General features: G+C 73.1%; 16 protein-coding genes and 1 pseudogene. 10 read left to right on the top strand and 7 right to left on the bottom strand.

Translation table 11 applies throughout. The features are described 5' to 3' along the window. The first annotated feature begins 23 nt into the window (after positions 1-23). On the top strand, positions 24-2138 hold the full coding sequence (locus ACIA8F_RS31490; protein WP_399383900.1) for an MDR family MFS transporter: 2115 nt from the start codon (positions 24-26) through the stop codon (positions 2136-2138). Positions 2139-2285: 147 nt separating this feature from the next. Continuing rightward, a complete protein-coding gene (locus ACIA8F_RS31485) occupies positions 2286-2954 on the top strand; it encodes a GPP34 family phosphoprotein (RefSeq protein ID WP_399383898.1) in 669 nt (222 codons plus the stop codon). Positions 2955-2979: 25 nt separating this feature from the next. Here the strand turns inward: ACIA8F_RS31485 and ACIA8F_RS31480 are convergent, their stop codons facing one another. Beyond that, the gene (locus ACIA8F_RS31480) at positions 2980-3543 is read right to left on the bottom strand and encodes an NUDIX hydrolase (RefSeq protein WP_399383897.1); all 564 of its coding nucleotides are present in this window, start codon (positions 3541-3543) and stop codon (positions 2980-2982) included. A 217-nt stretch (positions 3544-3760) separates the two neighbouring features. On the opposite strand from ACIA8F_RS31480, the gene ACIA8F_RS31475 reads away from it, so the two are divergent. Further along, entirely contained in the window at positions 3761-5161 is a 1401-nt protein-coding gene (locus tag ACIA8F_RS31475) for an NAD(P)/FAD-dependent oxidoreductase (RefSeq protein WP_399383895.1), read from the top strand. Between the two features lie 110 nt (positions 5162-5271). On the opposite strand, the gene ACIA8F_RS31470 is transcribed toward ACIA8F_RS31475, so the two are convergent. Beyond that, positions 5272-6342 (bottom strand): ATP-dependent DNA ligase, encoded by a 1071-nt coding sequence (locus ACIA8F_RS31470; protein ID WP_399383893.1) that lies wholly within the window; start codon positions 6340-6342, stop codon positions 5272-5274. A gap of 75 nt (positions 6343-6417) precedes the next feature. On the opposite strand from ACIA8F_RS31470, the gene ligD reads away from it, so the two are divergent. After that, a complete protein-coding gene (gene ligD / locus ACIA8F_RS31465; protein ID WP_399383891.1) occupies positions 6418-7437 on the top strand; it encodes a non-homologous end-joining DNA ligase in 1020 nt (339 codons plus the stop codon). Positions 7438-7471: 34 nt separating this feature from the next. Here the strand turns inward: ligD and ACIA8F_RS31460 are convergent, their stop codons facing one another. Further along, positions 7472-8023: a TetR family transcriptional regulator gene (locus ACIA8F_RS31460; RefSeq protein ID WP_399383889.1), complete on the bottom strand. Its 552-nt coding sequence runs from the start codon at positions 8021-8023 to the stop codon at positions 7472-7474. A gap of 92 nt (positions 8024-8115) precedes the next feature. On the opposite strand from ACIA8F_RS31460, the pseudogene ACIA8F_RS31455 reads away from it, so the two are divergent. From ACIA8F_RS31455 to ACIA8F_RS31445, 3 genes and pseudogenes are all read left to right on the top strand, one after another. Continuing rightward, positions 8116-8928 (top strand): annotated as a pseudogene (locus ACIA8F_RS31455) (patatin-like phospholipase family protein); the annotation flags it as partial. Continuing rightward, positions 8919-9122 (top strand): hypothetical protein, encoded by a 204-nt coding sequence (locus ACIA8F_RS31450; protein ID WP_399383887.1) that lies wholly within the window; start codon positions 8919-8921, stop codon positions 9120-9122. The pseudogene ACIA8F_RS31455 and the gene ACIA8F_RS31450, both read left to right, overlap by 10 nt. Positions 9123-9553: 431 nt before the next feature. Next, positions 9554-9940, top strand: coding sequence for a peptidoglycan-binding protein (locus ACIA8F_RS31445; RefSeq protein ID WP_399383885.1), 387 nt, complete (start codon positions 9554-9556; stop codon positions 9938-9940). A 115-nt stretch (positions 9941-10055) separates the two neighbouring features. Here ACIA8F_RS31445 and ACIA8F_RS31440 read toward each other — a convergent pair whose 3' ends face one another. From ACIA8F_RS31440 to ACIA8F_RS31430, 3 genes are all read right to left on the bottom strand, one after another. Beyond that, a complete protein-coding gene (locus ACIA8F_RS31440; RefSeq protein WP_399383883.1) occupies positions 10056-10745 on the bottom strand; it encodes a response regulator in 690 nt (229 codons plus the stop codon). A 35-nt stretch (positions 10746-10780) separates the two neighbouring features. Then, positions 10781-11986: a sensor histidine kinase gene (locus tag ACIA8F_RS31435; RefSeq protein WP_399383881.1), complete on the bottom strand. Its 1206-nt coding sequence runs from the start codon at positions 11984-11986 to the stop codon at positions 10781-10783. 109 nt (positions 11987-12095) lie between these two features. Further along, complete coding sequence (locus tag ACIA8F_RS31430; protein ID WP_399383879.1) at positions 12096-13580, bottom strand: S41 family peptidase; 1485 nt, start codon at positions 13578-13580, stop codon at positions 12096-12098. 350 nt (positions 13581-13930) lie between these two features. Here ACIA8F_RS31430 and ACIA8F_RS31425 point away from each other — a divergent pair, with 350 nt between their 5' ends. Beyond that, on the top strand, positions 13931-14821 hold the full coding sequence (locus tag ACIA8F_RS31425; protein ID WP_399383877.1) for an alpha/beta fold hydrolase: 891 nt from the start codon (positions 13931-13933) through the stop codon (positions 14819-14821). After that, positions 14818-16335 (top strand): DHA2 family efflux MFS transporter permease subunit, encoded by a 1518-nt coding sequence (locus ACIA8F_RS31420; protein ID WP_399383875.1) that lies wholly within the window; start codon positions 14818-14820, stop codon positions 16333-16335. The genes ACIA8F_RS31425 and ACIA8F_RS31420 overlap by 4 nt, the downstream gene beginning before the upstream one ends. Here the strand turns inward: ACIA8F_RS31420 and ACIA8F_RS31415 are convergent. Next, positions 16292-17032, bottom strand: a complete 741-nt coding sequence (locus ACIA8F_RS31415) for a TetR/AcrR family transcriptional regulator (RefSeq protein WP_399383873.1) — start codon at positions 17030-17032, stop codon at positions 16292-16294. The genes ACIA8F_RS31420 and ACIA8F_RS31415 overlap by 44 nt on opposite strands. A 100-nt stretch (positions 17033-17132) precedes the next feature. On the opposite strand from ACIA8F_RS31415, the gene ACIA8F_RS31410 reads away from it, so the two are divergent. Next, complete coding sequence (locus tag ACIA8F_RS31410; RefSeq protein WP_383952893.1) at positions 17133-17381, top strand: WhiB family transcriptional regulator; 249 nt, start codon at positions 17133-17135, stop codon at positions 17379-17381. Positions 17382-17479: the final 98 nt, after the last annotated feature.

The raw sequence follows: 17479 nt of genomic DNA, 5'->3' as shown, positions 1-17479 counted from the left end.
CCCCACGGATGGGCTAACGCCGCATGCGGCCGGGCGGGCGCGCTGTGAGAGTGCGAGATGTGACCACAGCCGAAGGCACAGCCCCCGCTATACCCGCCGCAGCGCCACCCGTGCTCGACCGGCGCTCGCGCAACATCGTGTTCGGCACGATCATGCTCGGCGTGCTGCTGGCGGCACTGGACCAGACGATCGTGGGCACCGCCCTGCCCACGATCGTGGCGGACCTCGGCGGCGGGGACCACATGTCGTGGGTCGTCACCTCCTACCTGCTCACCGAGACGGTCGCGACCGTCCTCGTCGGCAAGTTCGGCGACCTCTTCGGCCGGAAACTGGTCTTCCAGGTCTCCGCCATCGTCTTCATCACCGGTTCGTTCCTGTGCGGCCTCGCGAGCAACATGACCCTGCTGATCGTGTGGCGCGGCATCCAGGGCATCGGCGCCGGCGGACTGATGGTCACCGCGATGGCACTCATCGCCGATGTGGTCCCCCTGCGCGAACGCGGAAAGTACCAGGGCGCGATCGGCGCCGTCTTCGGCGTCGCCACGGTGATCGGCCCGCTGCTCGGCGGACTCTTCACCGACCACCTGACCTGGCGCTGGGCGTTCTACGTCAACGTGCCGATCGCCATCCTCGTCGTGGTGGCGGCCGCGAAGACGATCCCCTCCGTACGCGCCTCCGGCAAGCCGGTCATCGACTACCTGGGCATCGCGATGGTCGCGATCGGCGCGAGCGCGCTGATCCTGGCCACGAGCCTCGGCGGGAACGAGTACGCCTGGAGCTCGCCGCTCATCGTCGGGCTCTTCGTGGGCGGAGTCGTGGCACTGGGGCTGTTCTGCCTGGTGGAGACGCGTGCGGCCCAGCCGATGCTGCCGATGCGGCTGTTCAGCAACCCCGTCTTCTCGGTCTGCTCCGTCCTCAGCTTCGTCGTCGGCTTCGCGATGCTCGGCGCGATGACCTTCCTGCCCACCTACCTCCAGTACGTGGACGGGGACTCGGCCACCGTCTCCGGCGTACGGACCCTGCCGCTGGTCATCGGCCTGCTGATCGCGTCGGTCTTCAGCGGCAACGTCACCAGCAAGACCGGCCACTACCGGATCTTCCCGATCGTCGGCTGCGCCGTGATGGGCCTCGGGCTCTACCTGCTGTCGCGGATGGGACCGCAGTCCGGCGCCTGGCTGGAATCCCTGTACATGTTCGTCCTCGGCACCGGCATCGGCCTGTGCATGCAGGTCCTGACCATCGCCGTGCAGAACACCGTCGACTACGCCGACCTCGGCACCGCGACCTCCGGCGTCACCTTCTTCCGTACGCTCGGCAGCGCCTTCGGCACCGCCGTCTTCGGCACGATCTACGCCAACACCCTCAAGCCCGCCCTGACGAAGGGGGTGGCGGAGGCCGCCCGTGCCACCGGCCAGGACCCGCGGCAACTGGGCGTCGCCGCGCAGAGCCCGCAGGGCGTGCACGGGCTGGACCCGGCGGCGGCCGGGCCGGTCATCAACGCCTATGCCGACACCCTGCACACGGTGTTCTTGTGGACCGTGCCGGTGGCGGTGGTCGGATTCGTCGTCGCGCTCTTCCTCAAGCAGGTCAAGCTGCGCGACAGCGCACGGGCAGGCTCCACGGACATGGGCGACGGCTTCGGCTCGCCCGCCACGGCCTCCGGGGACTCGGCGAAGCTGCTGGAGCTGGCGGTCGGCAAGCTGGTGCGGAGCATGGGGCCCGAGACGGCGCGCGGGATCGTGAACTCCTCCGACACCCGGCTGGACATGGCGGGCGCGTGGGCGGTGATGCAGGTGGACCTGATGACCCGCACCGTCGGCTACGCGAGCCTGGGACTCATCGCCTCGCGCCGGCACCTGCCCCCGGAGGTACTGCTGCCGGTCTTCGAACGGATGGTGGACGAGGGCTACATGACGCGGCAGAACGGCTTCTACACGCAGACCCCGGCGGGGGAGCGGGAAGCGGCCGTCATCTCGGACGCCTGGGCCACGTGGCTCGGCGACCAGCTGGAGAAGGATCGGGGCCGGCCGCGCAGCGCGGAGCTGCGGGCGGCGGCGGACGCGATCGCCAAGCGCCTGCTGGCGGAGGACCTCGGCGACGGGAACTTCGCCCCGCGCGCGATGGCGGGGCGGCCGTAGGGCGGACCGGACCGGGGAACTTCCTGGTGGGTTCGGGCGTCTGGTGGGGAAAGGTGGGGAAAGAGGTTCTAGAGTTTCTGCAGTTCTGCTTCTGCGGTTCTGCGGTTTTTGCGGGATGTACAGGTTCTACGGGTGCGGGGGTGCCGGATGCAGGTCACGCTGGCTGAAGAGATCATGCTGCTGTCGCTGGACGACGAGTCCGGGTCGGTCAAGCAGCGGGCGGTGGTGGGCTGGGCCGTGGCGGGCGCCCTCCTGCTCGAACTGGTCCTCGCCGAGCGGGTACGGGTCTCGGGCAAGTACCTCGAGCTGGCGGACGCCCCGCCCACGGGTGAGGAACTCCTGGACGGCCGGGTCGAGTTGCTCCGGGCCTGGGTGGGCGGCCGGGACAGGCGCCGGGTGACTGAATGGCTGACGAAGGACCAGGCCAAGGCCGTCGCCCCGGTCGTGGAGCGGCTCGTCGGGCGCGGGGTGGTCGTCGAGGAGCGGCGCAAGGCCCTCGGGGTGTTCCCGGTACGCCGCTATCCCGAGGCCGACGGGACGGCCGAGCGCGCACTGCGCGAGCGGCTCGCCGCCGCTGTCGTCGAGGGCGCGGAACCGGACGAGCGCACCGCGAGCCTCATCGCGGTGATCCACGCCGCCGGACTGCACGGGCTGGCCTTCCCGGGGAGCCCGCGCAAGGAGATCACCGCCCGTACGGAGGCGATCGCCGACGGGCAGTGGGCGGCCGGGAGCATCCGCACCGCCATCCGTGACATGCAGATGGCGATGGCCGCCGTCGCCGTGGCCACGACCACGGCGGCGGCGACCGCGGTCTGAGACCCTCCGCCGTGGTCGTGGGCCGTCAGCGAGGGCCCGGACCCGGAACGGGAGCGTCCGTCGGGTCCGGGGCGGCGGTGGTCGGATAGCCGTACGAGGCCACGTGCGGGAGGTGCGGCACCAGGTCGGGCCGCCACGCGCGCAGGGCCGCCGCGGACGGGGCGAAGAGGGCGGCCGGGATCTCGGCCGGGGCGAACCAGGACCAGCGGGCGATCTTGTGGGGCTCGGTGACCGTGGCGGTGCCCTCGGCCGCCGAGGTGACGGCGGCGGCCGTCAGCCGCGTCAGGCCGGACACGGAACCGGAGCCGGGGTCGGCCTCGGCGTTGAGCAGGACGGAGACGATCCGGATCGACTCGGGGGCGGCCCGCAGCGCGGTCTCCTCGGCCAGTTCGCGGGAGGCGGCCTGTTCGAAGCCCTCCCCGGGGTCGACCTTGCCGCCGGGCAGTTCCCAGCGGCCGTCGTGCGCCTGGCCGAGCAGGACCCGGCCGTGAGGGTCGATCACGACCACGCCGACTCCGACGATGGCGTGGGGGCGGGGGACGGCGCGTGCGCCGGGTTCGCCGGTGCCTGTGCCTGTGCCTGTGCTCATGGGCGTCCTTCGGTGGATCGGTGTGCGGGGCCGCGTGCGGAGCGGCCCGGCTGTGACCTTACGTCCCGGCCGGGCCTGCGGGGTTTCGGCCGGGCGCCCGGGTTTCGGCCGACCGCCGTCCGCGCAGGCTTCCCGCGGTCCGATCGTCGTACGGCGCATCGGCTCGTCGACTCACCGGTCGGCCGCTCCACCGGTCCGATCGGCTCAAGGGGGCTCTATGGCACACCTGCTGGTCGTCGGCGGAGGCATAGGAGGGCTGGCCACCGCACTGCTCGCGGCGCGCCACGGACACACGGCCGAGCTCTTCGAACGCGATGCGCGCGCCCCCGGCACCGCGCTCGACCGGGACTTCTTCGGCTGGCACCGGGCGTCGGTGCCCCAGGCGAACCAGCCGCACGTGCTGCTCGGGGCCGCACGCGGCGTGCTGCGCGAGGAACTGCCCGACGTCCACGCGGAGATGCTCCGGCTCGGCGCCCGGGAGCGGCACGAGCTGGACTGGTTCGACGTACGCCCGCCCGCGCGGCCCGGCGACGAGGACCTGGTGATGCTCCAGGCCCGGCGGATCGTGCTGGAGAGCGCGCTCGCCACGGCGGTACGGGCCGAGCCCGGGGTGGTCGCGCGGTACGGGGAGCCGGTGGGCGGTCTGATCGCGGCCGGGGACGGGGCCGCTGATGCCGGGATCCGCGTGACGGGGGTGACCACGGAGGCGGGGGCGTACGAGGGAGACCTCGTCGTGGACGCGGGCGGCCGGCGCGGCGGCTCCGAACGGTGGCTCGCGGCGATCGGCTGCCGGCCGGGCATCGTGGAGCGGCACCGCACGGGCCTCGCCTACTTCTGCCGCTGGTACCGGCTGCCCGGGGGCCGCGAGGAAGGTCCGCGGCGCCCCTGGGCGGTGACGGGCGGCAGCTTCGCCGGGTGCGCGGTCTTCCCGGCCGACAACCGGCTGTTCGCCGTGACGCTGTTCGTGCACACCGGGGACGCCACGCGTTCCGCGCTGCGCGATCCGGCCGTGTTCGAGGCCGCCGCGCGAACCTTCCCGCCCGGGGCGGCCTGGCTGGGACTGGGCGCCGAACCGCTGTCCGAGGTACTGGCCACGGCCGGCCTCGACAACCGCTGGAGCGCCCTCGCCGACGAGCGGGGGCCGGTGGTGAGCGGGCTCGTACCGGTCGGGGACGCCGTCACCCACACCAACCCGACCCTGGGCCAGGGGACTTCCCTCACCCTGTGGGCCGCCCGCAGGGTGGCCCGTACGGCCCACCGGGACCCGGGATCGGTGCGGTTCGCCGCCGAGTACCACGCGTGGGCGGTGCGCACCCTCAAGCCGTGGTTCGACTTCCAGGTGGTCGCGGACGGGGCCGTGGGGGAAAGGTTCGCGACCCGTGCCGCGCGCGCCGGGACGGCCCGCGAGGTGGCCGCGCTCTTCGACTGCGCGTTGGAGGACCCGGAGGTGATGCGGGCGCGCGCCAGGGTCCGGCACCTGGCCGATCCGCCGGAGCGGGCCTACGCCGACCCGGAGATCCGGGCACGGGTGGCGCGCTGGCTGGCGGCGCGGCCCGGCTACGCGCCCCACACCGCCGGCCCGAGCCGGGCGGAGTGGGAGGAACTGACGCGCCGCTGACGGCGGGACCCCCCGGCGGCCACGGTGCCGGAACCGGCCACGACACCGGGCCCGGCCTGAGACCGGTGCCGGATCCGGCACCGGCCCCGGCACCGTCACTGGCACCGGTCTCAGGCCGGGCCCGCGCCCAGCACCTCGGCGAGGTCGTAGCCGACGACCTCCTCCAGCTGGGCGTACGTGCAGCTGCGCGGCTCCCGGTCCGGCCGCATGCGGCGGAACTGCGCGGTGTGCCGGAACCGGTCGCCCTCCATGTGGTCGTAGGCCACCTCGCAGACCCACTCGGGGCGCAGCGGTACCCAGGACAGGTCCTTCTTTCCGGTCCAGCGGCTCTGCGCCCCGGGCAGCCGGGCGCTCTCGTGGGCGGACTCCTCGGCCCAGGCGGCCCACGGATGGCCGGCGGGGTCGGGCATCCGGAGCGGTTCGAGCTCGTCGATCAGCTCGGCGCGGCGCTTCATCGGGAAGGCGGCGCAGACGCCCACGTGCTGGAGGGTGCCGTGGGCGTCGTACAGCCCCAGGAGCAGCGATCCGACAATCGGACCGCTCTTGTGGAAACGGAAACCCGCGATGACGGCGTCGGCCGTACGCTCGTGCTTGATCTTGAACATGAGGCGGGCGTCGGGCCGGTAGGGGAGATCGAGGGGTTTGGCGACGACCCCGTCGAGTCCGGCGCCCTCGAACCGTTCGAACCACTCCCGTGCGAGCGCGGGATCGGTGGTCGCGGGCGCGAGGTGTACGGGGGGCCGGGCTGTGGAGAGCATGCGGGTCAGGGCGGTGCGGCGGTCGGCGAGCGGCGCGTCGAGGAGGGCCTCGTCGCCCAGGGCGAGCAGATCGAAGGCCACGAACGAGGCCGGGGTCGTCTCGGCGAGCAGTTTCACCCGGGAGGCCGCGGGATGGATCCGCTCACTGAGCCGGTCGAAATCCAGCCGCCCGCCCTGGATGACGACGATCTCCCCGTCGACGACGCAGCGGTCCGGCAGATTATCCTTCAGCGCCGTCACCAGCTCGGGAAAGTACCTGGTCAGGCTCTTGCCGGTGCGGCTGCCGAGCTCGATCTCCGCCCCGTCCCGGTGGACGATCGCACGGAAGCCGTCCCACTTGGCCTCGTACTGCATGCCCGGCGGGATCGCGGACACGGATTTGGCGAGCATCGGCTTCACGGGCGGCATGACCGGCAGATCCATGTCTCCGATTCTGGGGCGCCGCGCCCGGGCCCGCTCGGTGTGCGGGTCCGGGCGGGTCCGCCTACCGTGGCGCACATGGGTGCAGCGGGCAAAGCGATCGAGCTGGAGGCGGGCGGCCGGACCGTCCGGCTGTCCAGCCCCGACAAGGTGTACTTCCCCGAGCGCGGCCTCACCAAGGGGGACGTGGCCGCCTACTACCTCGCGGTCGCGGACGGGATCACCCGCGCCCTGCGCAACCGCCCCACGACCCTGGAGCGGTTCCCCGACGGGGTGGAGGGGGAGTCCTTCTTCCAGAAGCGGGCCCCGAAGAACCTGCCCGACTGGATCCCGACCGCCCACATCGCCTTCCCGAGCGGACGCACCGCCGACGAGATCTGCCCGACCGAGCCGGCCGCCGTCCTGTGGGCCGCCAACCTGGGCTGCCTCACCTTCCACCCCTGGCCGGTCCGCCGGGAGGACACCGACCGTCCCGACGAGCTGCGCATCGACCTGGACCCGCAGCCGGGCACCGACTACCACCACGCGGTCGCCGTCGCCCACGAACTGCGCGTCCTGCTGGAGGAGCTGGGCCTGCGCGGCTGGCCCAAGACCTCGGGTGGCCGCGGCCTGCACGTGTTCGTGCCGATCGCGCCGCGCTGGACCTTCACGGAGGTCCGCCGTTGTGCCATCGCGATCGGCCGGGACCTGGAGCGCCGGATGCCGGGGAAGGTCACCACCGCCTGGTGGAAGGAGGAGCGCGGTGAGCGGATCTTCGTCGACTACAACCAGACGGCGCGCGACCGCACCATCGCCTCGGCGTACTCCATCCGCCCGCGCCCGCACGCCCCGGTCTCCGCGCCGCTGCGCTGGGAGGAGTTGGACGAGGCGGAGCCGCGCGATTTCGACATCGTGACGATGCCGGCCCGCTTCGCCGAACTGGGCGACCTGCACGCGGACATGGACGACCACGCCTTCACCCTGGACGCCGCCCTGGAACTGGCGGACCGTCACGAACGCGACCACGGCCTCGGCGACATGCCGTACCCCCCGGACTACCCGAAGATGCCCGGCGAGCCCAAGCGGGTCCAGCCGAGCCGCGCGAAGCACGAGGACTGACCGGCCGGGACGCCGGGCCTGTTGGCGTTGGGCATCAGGGCCGTGCACCCATGATGGTGAGTGCCTCGTCGCACAGGCCGGCGGGGTCGGCAGCTTCTCCTTCGAAGGCGCGTTTCCACAGGATGTAGGACAGGCCGCTTTCGGCCCGGCGGCGAGTGTGGGGTGCGGGTGCGGTCACGCGTTCCAGGCGGGCGGTCAGTGTGTCGATCATGGGGGTGAGTTTCGCCTGCCGTGTCACGCGTGCCAGTGCGGAGTCGGGCTCATTCACGCATGCGGCGATCAGTCTGCCGAGTCCTTGGGGCAGTGCGGTGATGATGCGTTCGACGGATGCGGTCAGGTCCGCCAGTGGGTCGGCGGTGTCGGGTGTGGCGTGCAGTGACCGGTCGGCTCGCAAGGCGTCCGCGACCATCTCCTCCTTGCCCGGCCAGCGGCGGTAGAGCGCGCCGAGGCCGACTCCGGCGGCCGCGGCGACGTCCTTCATCCGCAGGCCCTCGTAGCCATGGGCCTGGAGCAGGATCAGGGTCTGTTCCAGGGCCAGGGGGGCGATGTCGGGGTGGCGCCTGCGGCCGCGCTGTGCGTTCTCCATCCTCTTACGGTAACGTCGATTATCGGAAATGGTGATTATCGGAAAGGTGCTGTCATGATCCCCGCCCCCCCACTCGCGCACTCGTCCTCGGCGGCGGCGGCGTCACCGGCATGGGCTGGGAGATCGGCGTCCTGGCCGGGCTCCTCGACGAAGGCGTGGACCTGCGCGACGCGGACACCGTGATCGGCACCTCGGCCGGTTCCTTCATCGGCACCAACTACACCTCCGGCACCGACTGGGAGACTCTCTTCTCCGACCAGGACCATGCGGGCGAGAACGAACCCGTCATGCACACCGACCCGGCCGTCTACGAAGGCTGGACCCAGGCATTCATCACCGGCGCCGGGGACCCCGAAGCGGTGGGTGCCGGATTCGGCCGGGTCGCCCGCACCTTCGGCGCGGGCGTCGACACCGAGACCCGCCGCGCGGTCGTCCGCTCCCGCCTGCGCACCGCCCAGTGGCCCGCCGCCATGCGGGTCGCCGTCACCGACGCCGACACCGGCCGGCTGCGCCTGCTGGGCCCCGACGCGGGCATCGACATCGAGACCGCCACCGCCGCCAGCGGCGCCGTGCCCGGCATCTGGCCCAGCGTCCACTTCGACGGCCGCGAATGGATCGACGCCGGCATGGTCTCCGCCGCCAACGCCACCCTGGCCGCAGGACACGACCGCATCGTCGTCCTCGCCCCCATGCCCGAGGGCCACGCCGGTATCCCCAGCGCCGAGGACGACGTCGCCCGCCTCAACAGCGCCGGTGCCCACGCCTTCCTCGCCGCCCCCGACGCCGCCGCCCGCGACGCCATCGGCCCCAACCCCTACGACCCCACCCGCGCCCGCGCGGCGGCCGACGCAGGCCGCCGCCAAGGCCGCACCCTCGCCGCCGACATCAAGCGGATGTGGAGCTGAACCACGGCGCCGAACGCGAGGGTGCCGACACAGGTCACAAGCAGATCCGAGCCCGCATCGAGAACTGCATTGCCCGCATGAAGACGTACAAGATCCTCCGCGACTGCCGCCTACGAGGCGAGGGCGTTCGCTACGCCATGCTCGGCACAGCCCGCCTGCACAACCTCAACATCGCCGGACAGCACGCCCCGTAGCCGCCGACAAGGCCTACGCCACTTCCCAGAGATCATTTGCGGGACGGCCCTTGAGGCGTGTCCTTCGGATCACCTCGCCGACCGGATGAAGAGGGCGCAGAGGTGGCCCGCGAGGCCTGCCCGCCGGATCGCGTTGCGGCCATGGTTGTACGAGCCGCGATGCGCTCTCATGCCGTGGTTGTACCTCCGGCGGGACTGGGCCGAGGGGTTGAGGCGGGGGATCAACCCCTCGGCCGACGAGCGGGCACCGGCCACCCGCCTACCGTTCCTTCTGTCACACCCGGCACCGGCGAGGCACCAGACGCCCGGCGTCCGACGCCCGGGGCGGGCGACATCTCGACGCGAGGGGGACGCGTCCCGGCCCGCGCCCGCGAGGGGCGCGCTGGGGCCCGCCGGTCCCGGAGACCTGTCACATCACGAAAGGGAGAAACGTGATCACCACCAAGAAGTCCGCCGTTCTGCTGTCCGGCGGCGCCCTGGCCGCCGCCCTCCTGATGGGCACGGCGGGCATCGCCTCGGCCGCCCCGGCGGGAGCGGGGGCGGGGGCGGCTGTCACGGCGGTCTCGAAGCTGCCCTCCGGCTGGTACTGCGGCTACGAGTACGGCACCCCGTACACCGACCGGGGCGACTCCGGCAACAAGGTGCGCGAGGTGCAGTGCCTCCTGCGGGACGTCTGGGGCTTCAACATCGGCAAGACCGGCGTCGACGGCGACTTCGGCAAGGCCACGGAAGACGCGGTGAAGGCCTTCCAGCGCAGTCGGGGCCTGTCGTCCGACGGCAAGGTCGGCCCCAACACCTGGGCCAGGCTGCGGGGCTAGGCGTCTTCTTCGGATCATCTGATCGGTGGTTGATGTGCCGGCCCGCCATCGGCGGGTCGGCACATCAACCGGAACCGGAACGGCATGCGCGCAGTGAACGACCCCGCTCACGTCGCTACCCGGTCGAGGGCCGCGGCGCACCCGCCTGGCCCGGCGACAGCAGGCCGCTCTCGTAGGCCACCACTACGGCTTGTGCCCGGCTTTGCAGGCCGAGCTTGGACATGATGCGATTTACATGCGTCTTGACGGTGGCGATGCTCACCACCAGGCCCCGGGCGATCTGCTCGTTCGCGAGGCCCTGCCCGACCAGTCGCAGGACTTCCGTCTCGCGTTCCGTCAGCTCGGCGAGACGGGCGGGCCGCGCACCCCGCGCCTCCGGCTGGTGCGCGAAGGTCTCGACGAGCCTTCGGGTGACGGTGGGAGCGAACAGCATCTCGCCTTCGGCGATCAGCGCCACGGCCGCCAACAGCCGCTCCGGCGGTGTGTCCTTGAGCAGGAACCCGCTGGCCCCGGCCCGCAGGGCGGCGTACACGTACTCGTCCAGATCGAAGACCGTGAGCATGACGACCTTCGGCTTGGGCAGCGGCGCCCGGTCCAGGATGTGCTGGAGAGCGGTGATGCCGCTCATCCCGGGCAGGCGGATGTCCATCAGGACGACGTCCGGCAGGAGGGCCGCCGCGAGTTCGACCGCCTCCTCGCCCGTCGCCGCCTGCCCCACGACCTCCAGGCCGGGTGCCGCCGTGGCCAGCGCGGCCAGTCCGGCCCGTATCAGCACCTGGTCGTCCACGATCAGCAGCCGTGTCATCGCGGCCTTCTCCCCCCATGTGTGCGGGGGAGGTGTCACGCGCCCCCGGCTGCGTCGAGCGGGGCCAGTGGAATGGTGAAGGCGACCTCGAAACCCCCCTCGGCCGTCGGCCCGGCCCGCAGTGACCCGCCGTAGAGTCTCACCCGTTCCCGCATGCCGAGCAACCCGAGTCCGCTCGACGGCAGTTCGGCCACCGCCGCGCTACCGCCCCGGCTGATCACCTCACCGGTCAGCGCACCGGAGGTGAAGTCCAGGCCGACGCGGACCCGGGCGCCACGGCCGGCGTGCTTCACCGCATTGGTCAGCGCCTCCTGGACGATGCGGTACGCACACAGCTCCACCCCCGACGGCAGGGGCCGCCGGTGTCCTGAAACCGCCCACGCGACATCCAGCCCGGCCTCCCGGGTCCGCCGCACCAGGTCTTCCAGTGCCGCCAGTCTGGGCGCGGACCGGTACAGGCCCTCCTCGTCGGGGTCCTCCGTACCGGTGCGCAGGACCCCGAGCAGCCCGCGCATCTCCTCCAGCGCCTGCCGGCTGCTCGAACCCACGGACACCACCGCCCGCCGGGCCGCCGCCGGATCGGAGGCGAAGACGTACTCGGCCAGCCCCGCCTGCATCGCGAGCGCCGAGAGGTGGTGCGCGACGGCGTCGTGGAGCTCGCGGGCGATGCGCAGCCTCTCCCGAGCGATCGCGTGCTGCGCCCGCAGCTCCTGCTCCCGCCGCAACTGGACGGTCAGTTCGGCGAGTCGCACATTGCTCTCCACCAGGCGGCGGCGGCCGGCGGCCCACCCCCAGACGACCCCGACCGCGATCGCGGTCTGGGCCACGGACAGTTCCACCGACAGGCCGGCCCGCAGAGCGGCCGCCACCCACGTCACCGCGAGCGCGGCCGCCGCCCACACCGCGCGTCGCGCGGGGTGGCGCACGATCACCGTGTAGCAGGCCAGCAGCGGCGCCCACAGGTTCGCCGACGGCTGGTAGCCGGCCACTGTGTAGAGGGCCAGGGCGCCGCACGAGAGGGCGAACGCCGTCCAGGGGGCCCGCCCCCGAAGGGCCAGGGGAAGGTTGACCGCCAGGGTGAGGGCGACGGCCGACAGGCCGAAGGAGGGCCAACCCTGGGCCCGGTACAGCGCGGTGTACGCCTGCCACCCGTACACGACGGTCCCGACCGCCATGGCACACCCGAGCAAGCCGTCGATCACCAGCGGGTCGACGCGTATCCGCCGTCTGCCTACCTGCATCCCCGAAGGGTAGGGCCCGCCGCCCGAGGCGTCGTCCAACCGAGGGTTGACCCCACGGGCGCCACCGACCACCCCCGACGCGGACCCCGCAGGATCCGGAAGACAGGCCCTACGCCCGGGGGAGGCGGCGCAGGGCGGCGGTGAAGGCGGCGTCGTGGTGGGTGGCGAACTCCTCCTCGGTGAAGACCGGGGTGGTGACGTCGACGGGGATGCCCGGGCCGTCGAAGGTCTTCCCGGTGCGGGTCAGGAACTGTTCGTTGGGCAGGCCGAGTTCCCAGCCGTTGGGGAGGGTGCGGCCGAGGACGTCGGAGAAGACCCCCTGGGTCGGCTCGCCGATGCGCACCGTCCGGCCGGGGCGCTCCAGGAGGGCCTGGGTGAAGGTCTCGCCCGCGCTCACGGTGGAACCACCGGTGAGCACGGCAATCGGTCCGGTGTAGCGGGGGCCCCGCGCGGGCTGGACGTACAGGGGTTGCGGACGGGTGAACCGGCGCGCATCGTCAGGGTCGTTGCGCACGCGCTTGGCGTAGGCGAAGTACGGGCGGTCCGTGAGCCGGGCCGCCAGGCGCAGGCCGAGCTCGTCGGAGCCGCCGCCGTTGATGCGCAGGTCGATGACCAGTCCGCGCAGGCGGGCGGTGCGCTCGGCGGTGAAGACGCTCTCCAGGACCCGGTCGAGCTCGGCGCTCTCGGAGGCGAAGTCACCGCTCCTGGTGTAGCCGCCGAAGCCGGAGAGGCGCAGGTAGCCGCGGCCGTCGGGCAGGTCGGCGTAGGAGATGCGCCCCTGGGCGAACTCCTGCGGGGCCCGGCCGCCGAGGGCCACCTCCTGGATGTACGCCTTGACGCGGGTTTCGAGTTCGAGGGTCGGCATCACGGTGCCCGGGCGTACTTCGCCGAAGAACCGGTCGCCGCCGTCGGAGAGGTGGACGTGTGCGTCGTGCAGCGGGGCGAGCATCTCATTGAAGACTGCGAAGAGTTCGTCCTCGGTGGTGTCGGCGTGCACGCGGGGGCGGTGGCTCGCGCGTACCGCGTTCCAGTCGACGCCCTTGACGGCGAAGAAGGGGTAGTTCTCCGCGAAGGTCTGCCAGAACACGTCGAAGGTGGCGACCGGGTCGGCGGCGGGGCCGGGCTCCGGGGCCTCGCGGCAGCGTTCGGGCAGGGAGGTGAGGCGCCGGGTCGCGCGGTCGCCGACCGAGCCCTCGACGTGCACCGATCCGGGGCGCACGGTGAGCACCTCGCCGTCCTCGGTGGCGTAGCGGAAGGCTGCCGAGCTCCCGCTGCCCGGTACCCGCCGCGCGCTGGCGCCGGGCAGGCAGCTGATCCCGGTGACCTGGTACTCCTGGAGCCGTCCGGACTCCACGCGGAGCACGGTGCCGTAGCCGTCGAGCCGCCAGATCCCGACCGGTCCGGCCGGCGAGGCCGGTCCGGTGGACGGGCGGCCCGCGCCGGCGGTGGCGGCCGCGGCGGGGCCTGCGGTGGCGACCGCGAGGGCGAGGAGCACCGCCGCCGCGGCCGCGCGCCGTAGCCGAGGGCCGCTCCGTGAGGGGGTACGTGAGCGGGTGCCTGTGTCCGTGCCTGTGGCCGTGTCCGTATCGGTCATGGTGCTGTCCCCGTTCGCCTGAGTCTTCCTTGACTCAGGCCAGGATCCGGTGCGGCCGTGGGCCGGGGACATCCGGCGGCCCACCCGTCTCGAGGGGGGCTACCCCCCGCTGCTGCGGCCGGGCCGTCCGGTGAGGGGGTCATCAAATTCCATGATGCGGCGGGTAGTTCGTCCCGGTTCGCGCATCGGCGTCGTCTGCCTTCGTGGGCGGGGACAGCCCTGGCCGGAAGCTTGCCCGCGTGATCCATCCATAACAACACGAACGGTCGTGCTAATATTTGGCCATCATCCTGGCCAGCCGGCACCGTCTGGCCACTCTGAGGAGATCCGGAGAACCGGGCATGCACCCCATGGCTTCACTCCTGCGCACCACCCTCAACATCACCGCCCGGGTCGCCCCGGGCCCGGTCGGGCGGGTGGCGTTCGCGCTGTTCGTGCGGCCGCTCGGCCGGCCGACGGTGAAGCCGGGCGAGGCCGGGGTCATGGCCCGGGCCGTGACCGGGCGGCTCGTCGTGGACGGGATACCCGTGACCACGTACCGCTGGGGCGACGGCGGCCGGCCGGTCCTCATCGTGCACGGCTGGACCTCGCGTGCCTCGCGCTTCGCCGGGTTCATCGAGGCGCTGCTGGCCGAGGGCCTGACCGTGGTCTCCTTCGACGCCCCCGGCCACGGCGCGTCCGGCGGCCGGGCCACCACCATCCGCCGGCAGCGCGAGATCATCCGCCGACTGCGGTCGCAGTACGGGGAGTTCTCGGCCGTCCTGGCCCACTCCTTCGGGGTGGTGTCCACCTTCTTCGCACTGCGGGACGGGATCCGGGCCGACCGGATCGTCGGGATCGGCGCCATCGCCGACTTCGACTTCCTCGCCGCGCGGTTCCGCACGATGCTCGGCCTGAACCAGGCCGTCGAGGACGCCCTGCGGCGCCACGTCCAGCGCCGGCTCTTCCCCGGCGAACCCGATGTCTGGCCCCGCTTCGACGCGTGCAGCCGTCCCGAGGAGGTCCCCTCGGAGATCCTGCTCGTGCACGACGCGGACGACGACACCGCGGCCCCCGCCCAGTCCCGCGCCATCGCCGCGGCCTACGGGGAGCGGGCCCGCCTGGTCGAGACGACCGGCCTCGGCCACCGCCGCATCCTCCTCGACCCGGAAGTCATCGCCACCGCCGTCGAGTTCCTCAGCGCCACCCCGTCACAGACCCGTTCGGCCGGCCCGGCCGAGACCGCAGGAGCCGGCCGATGACCTCCACCCGACCCGAACCCGGCGCACCCGCGCCCCTCGCCACCTCCGGCTCCGGCTCCGAGCCAGGGCCCGGCTCCGTGCCCGCGCCCGGCTACGCGCCCGGGACCCTCCCCGGGTCCGGGCCGGGGGCCGGGGAGGGTCCCGGCGCCGGGCGGGTGCTCTGGCTGGCCGGCGCCGTCACCTTCCTCGCCTTCCTCGACGCCACCGTCGTCAACGTCGCCTTCCCCGACCTGCGCCGCGCCTTCCCCGAGGTGTCGCTGGCCCGCCTGACCTGGGTCGTCAGCGCCTACGCCGTGCTGTTCGCCGCCCTGCTCGCCGCGGCCGGCCGGCTCGCGGACACCCTGGGCCGCCGGACCCTCTTCCTCGGCTCGACCCTGGCCTTCACCCTGACCTCGCTCGCCGCCAGCGCGGCCCCCAGCGCCGAGCTGCTCATCGTGGCCCGCGCCCTCCAGGGAGCGGCGGCCGCCGGGATGATCCCGGCCGCGCTGGGCCTCGTACTCGCCCACACCCCGCCCGCCCGCCGGGCCGCCGCCCTCGGCGCCTGGTCGGCGGCCGGCGCACTGGCCGCCGCCGTCGGCCCGAGCATCGGCGGACTGCTCGTCGACTGGTGGGACTGGCGGGCGATCTTCCTGATCAACGTCCCGCTCGGACTGGCCGTGGCCTGGGCCTGCGCCCGCGTCATGCCCAAGGAGCCGCGCACCGTACGCCGCCTCCCCGACCCCGTCGGCACGACGGCCCTCGCCCTCGGCATCGGGGGAGTGGTGGCCGGGCTCTCCCAGGGCACGGAGTGGGGCTGGACCGACCCGAAGGTGCCCGTCCTGGTCATCGGCGGGGCCCTGGCGGGCACCCTCGCGCTGCGCCGCTCGCGCAGTCATCCCGCCCCGGCCGTCGACCGCGACCTGTGGCGCGACCCGCTGTTCGCCCGCGCCAACATCGGGGCCCTGCTCTTCGGCGTCGCCATGTACGCGTGGCTGCTGATGGGCCCGTCCTACCTGGTCGAGCGCTGGGGCTATTCGGTCCTGCAGGCCGGCTTCGGCGTCACCCCGGGCGCGGTCCTCGCCATGGCCGGTGCCCTCGTCGTCGGCCGCCGGGTCCCCGCCCGCCTCCAATGGGCCGCAGTCACCGTCGGATCGCTGCTCTTCGCCGCCAACGGGCTGCTGATGTGGGGCTGGGTCGCGGAGTCCACCTCGTACGCCCAGATCTTCCTGCCCTCCGCGCTGCTCGGCGGTCTCGGCATCGGAGTCGTGCTGACCGCCCTGTCGACGACGGCCTCGGCCGGACTGCCGCCGCAGCGCTTCGCGGCCGGTACCGGCCTGCTGATGACGGCCCGCCAGCTCGGCGGGGCGCTCGGCGTCGCCGGTACGGCGGCCCTGCTCACGCGGGGCGGCCCCGGCGAGCACTGGAGCGGGATCTTCCTGCTGATCGGGCTCTCCTCGCTCGCCGCGGCGGTCGTGGGCGCCGCGATGCGGCTCAGCGGCCGGTCGGGGCCGGAGCGGTCGCGCTCGGCAGGCTGACGGCCGGGGCGTCGCCGGCGGAGAAGCCGGCGGCCGGGAAGGCGAGTACGGGCGGCCGCTCCGGGAGTTCCTCCGGGGCGGCCGTCGCCGCGCGCAGCCGGGCGAGGATGCCGCGGGCGGCCCGGTCGTAGGAGGTGGTCTCCTCGTGCAGCACGGAGTGCGCGTTGGCCAGCTCCATCATCGCCATGATCTCGAAGGCCAGCTGCTCGACGGCCTCGCCGTCGACCCCGGCCGGCTCGCGGAACCCGCCCGCCAGCCGGGCCTCGTCGAGCAGCCGCACGAGGTACCGGGTCCAGTCGCCGCGGATCCTGGCGATCTCGTCGCGGACGGGCCCGGGACGCGAATCGAACTCGGCGGAGGCGGAGTAGAAGAAGCAGCCGCCGGGGAAGACCCGCCGGCCGGAGTAGGAGAGCCAGCTCTCGCACAGCCGCCACACCTTGGCGAGTCCGGCGGGCTCGTCCCGCACGGGCCGTACGACCCGGTCGACGAAGACGGCCCGCGCGGCCTGCACGGTGGCGAGCTGCAGCTCCTCCTTGGAGCCGAAGAGGGCGAACACGCCGCTCTTGCTCAGTCCCAGATCCGTGGCGATCTTCCCCAGGGACAGCCCTTCCAGGCCGTCCACCGAGGCGATGCTCATCGTCCGTTCCAGGACGGTCCGCCGCGTCTGGTTCCCGCGCTCCACGCGTCCGTCTGCCATACCGCCATGGTACCCAAGTCATCGCACGCACGGTCGTTCACTCTGTGCTGTTGATCAGGCGTTGATCGGACGTCCATCACCGGCGGACAGGCTCTGCGGCATGTCGATGAACACCACCGCTACCGATACCGCCGCCCCGGCCTGGTACGAGCTCGCCCTCTGCGCCCAGACGGGTCCGGGCTTCTTCTTCCCGGAGCCCGGCTCCTCGCTGCGCGACGCGAAGCGGCTGTGCGGGGCCTGCGAGGGCCGCAAGGCCTGCCTGGACTACGCCCTGACCAACGACGAACGCTTCGGCGTCTGGGGCGGCCTGTCCGAGTCCGAGCGCCAGGCCCTGCGCCGCCGGCCCTGACCCCTAGGCCGTCTCTTTCGGATCTTGCCGGGCCCGCGACGCCCGGCACCGCACCCGGCCGCACTGCCGGGGCGACCACGTACGCCCAGTACGCGAAC

Origin of the sequence: Streptomyces sp. NPDC051563 (assembly GCF_044454225.1) — a bacterium.
GTDB lineage: Bacteria > Actinomycetota > Actinomycetes > Streptomycetales > Streptomycetaceae > Streptomyces.
The sequence above is the reverse complement of the archived record's forward strand: the minus strand, read 5'-3'. Positions and strand labels throughout refer to the sequence as shown.

Coding starts and splice junctions, on each gene's coding strand:
- ACIA8F_RS31440 (WP_399383883.1), bottom strand. CDS start 10,745: ATGACACGGCTGCTGATCGTGGACGACCAGGTGCTGATACGGGCCGGA.
- ACIA8F_RS31415 (WP_399383873.1), bottom strand. CDS start 17,032: ATGGCAGACGGACGCGTGGAGCGCGGGAACCAGACGCGGCGGACCGTC.
- ligD (WP_399383891.1), top strand. CDS start 6,418: ATGGGTGCAGCGGGCAAAGCGATCGAGCTGGAGGCGGGCGGCCGGACC.
- ACIA8F_RS31485 (WP_399383898.1), top strand. CDS start 2,286: ATGCAGGTCACGCTGGCTGAAGAGATCATGCTGCTGTCGCTGGACGAC.
- ACIA8F_RS31490 (WP_399383900.1), top strand. CDS start 24: ATGCGGCCGGGCGGGCGCGCTGTGAGAGTGCGAGATGTGACCACAGCC.
- ACIA8F_RS31410 (WP_383952893.1), top strand. CDS start 17,133: ATGTCGATGAACACCACCGCTACCGATACCGCCGCCCCGGCCTGGTAC.
- ACIA8F_RS31430 (WP_399383879.1), bottom strand. CDS start 13,580: ATGACCGATACGGACACGGCCACAGGCACGGACACAGGCACCCGCTCA.
- ACIA8F_RS31470 (WP_399383893.1), bottom strand. CDS start 6,342: ATGGATCTGCCGGTCATGCCGCCCGTGAAGCCGATGCTCGCCAAATCC.
- ACIA8F_RS31475 (WP_399383895.1), top strand. CDS start 3,761: ATGGCACACCTGCTGGTCGTCGGCGGAGGCATAGGAGGGCTGGCCACC.
- ACIA8F_RS31435 (WP_399383881.1), bottom strand. CDS start 11,986: ATGCAGGTAGGCAGACGGCGGATACGCGTCGACCCGCTGGTGATCGAC.
- ACIA8F_RS31420 (WP_399383875.1), top strand. CDS start 14,818: ATGACCTCCACCCGACCCGAACCCGGCGCACCCGCGCCCCTCGCCACC.
- ACIA8F_RS31480 (WP_399383897.1), bottom strand. CDS start 3,543: ATGAGCACAGGCACAGGCACAGGCACCGGCGAACCCGGCGCACGCGCC.
- ACIA8F_RS31425 (WP_399383877.1), top strand. CDS start 13,931: ATGGCTTCACTCCTGCGCACCACCCTCAACATCACCGCCCGGGTCGCC.
- ACIA8F_RS31460 (WP_399383889.1), bottom strand. CDS start 8,023: ATGGAGAACGCACAGCGCGGCCGCAGGCGCCACCCCGACATCGCCCCC.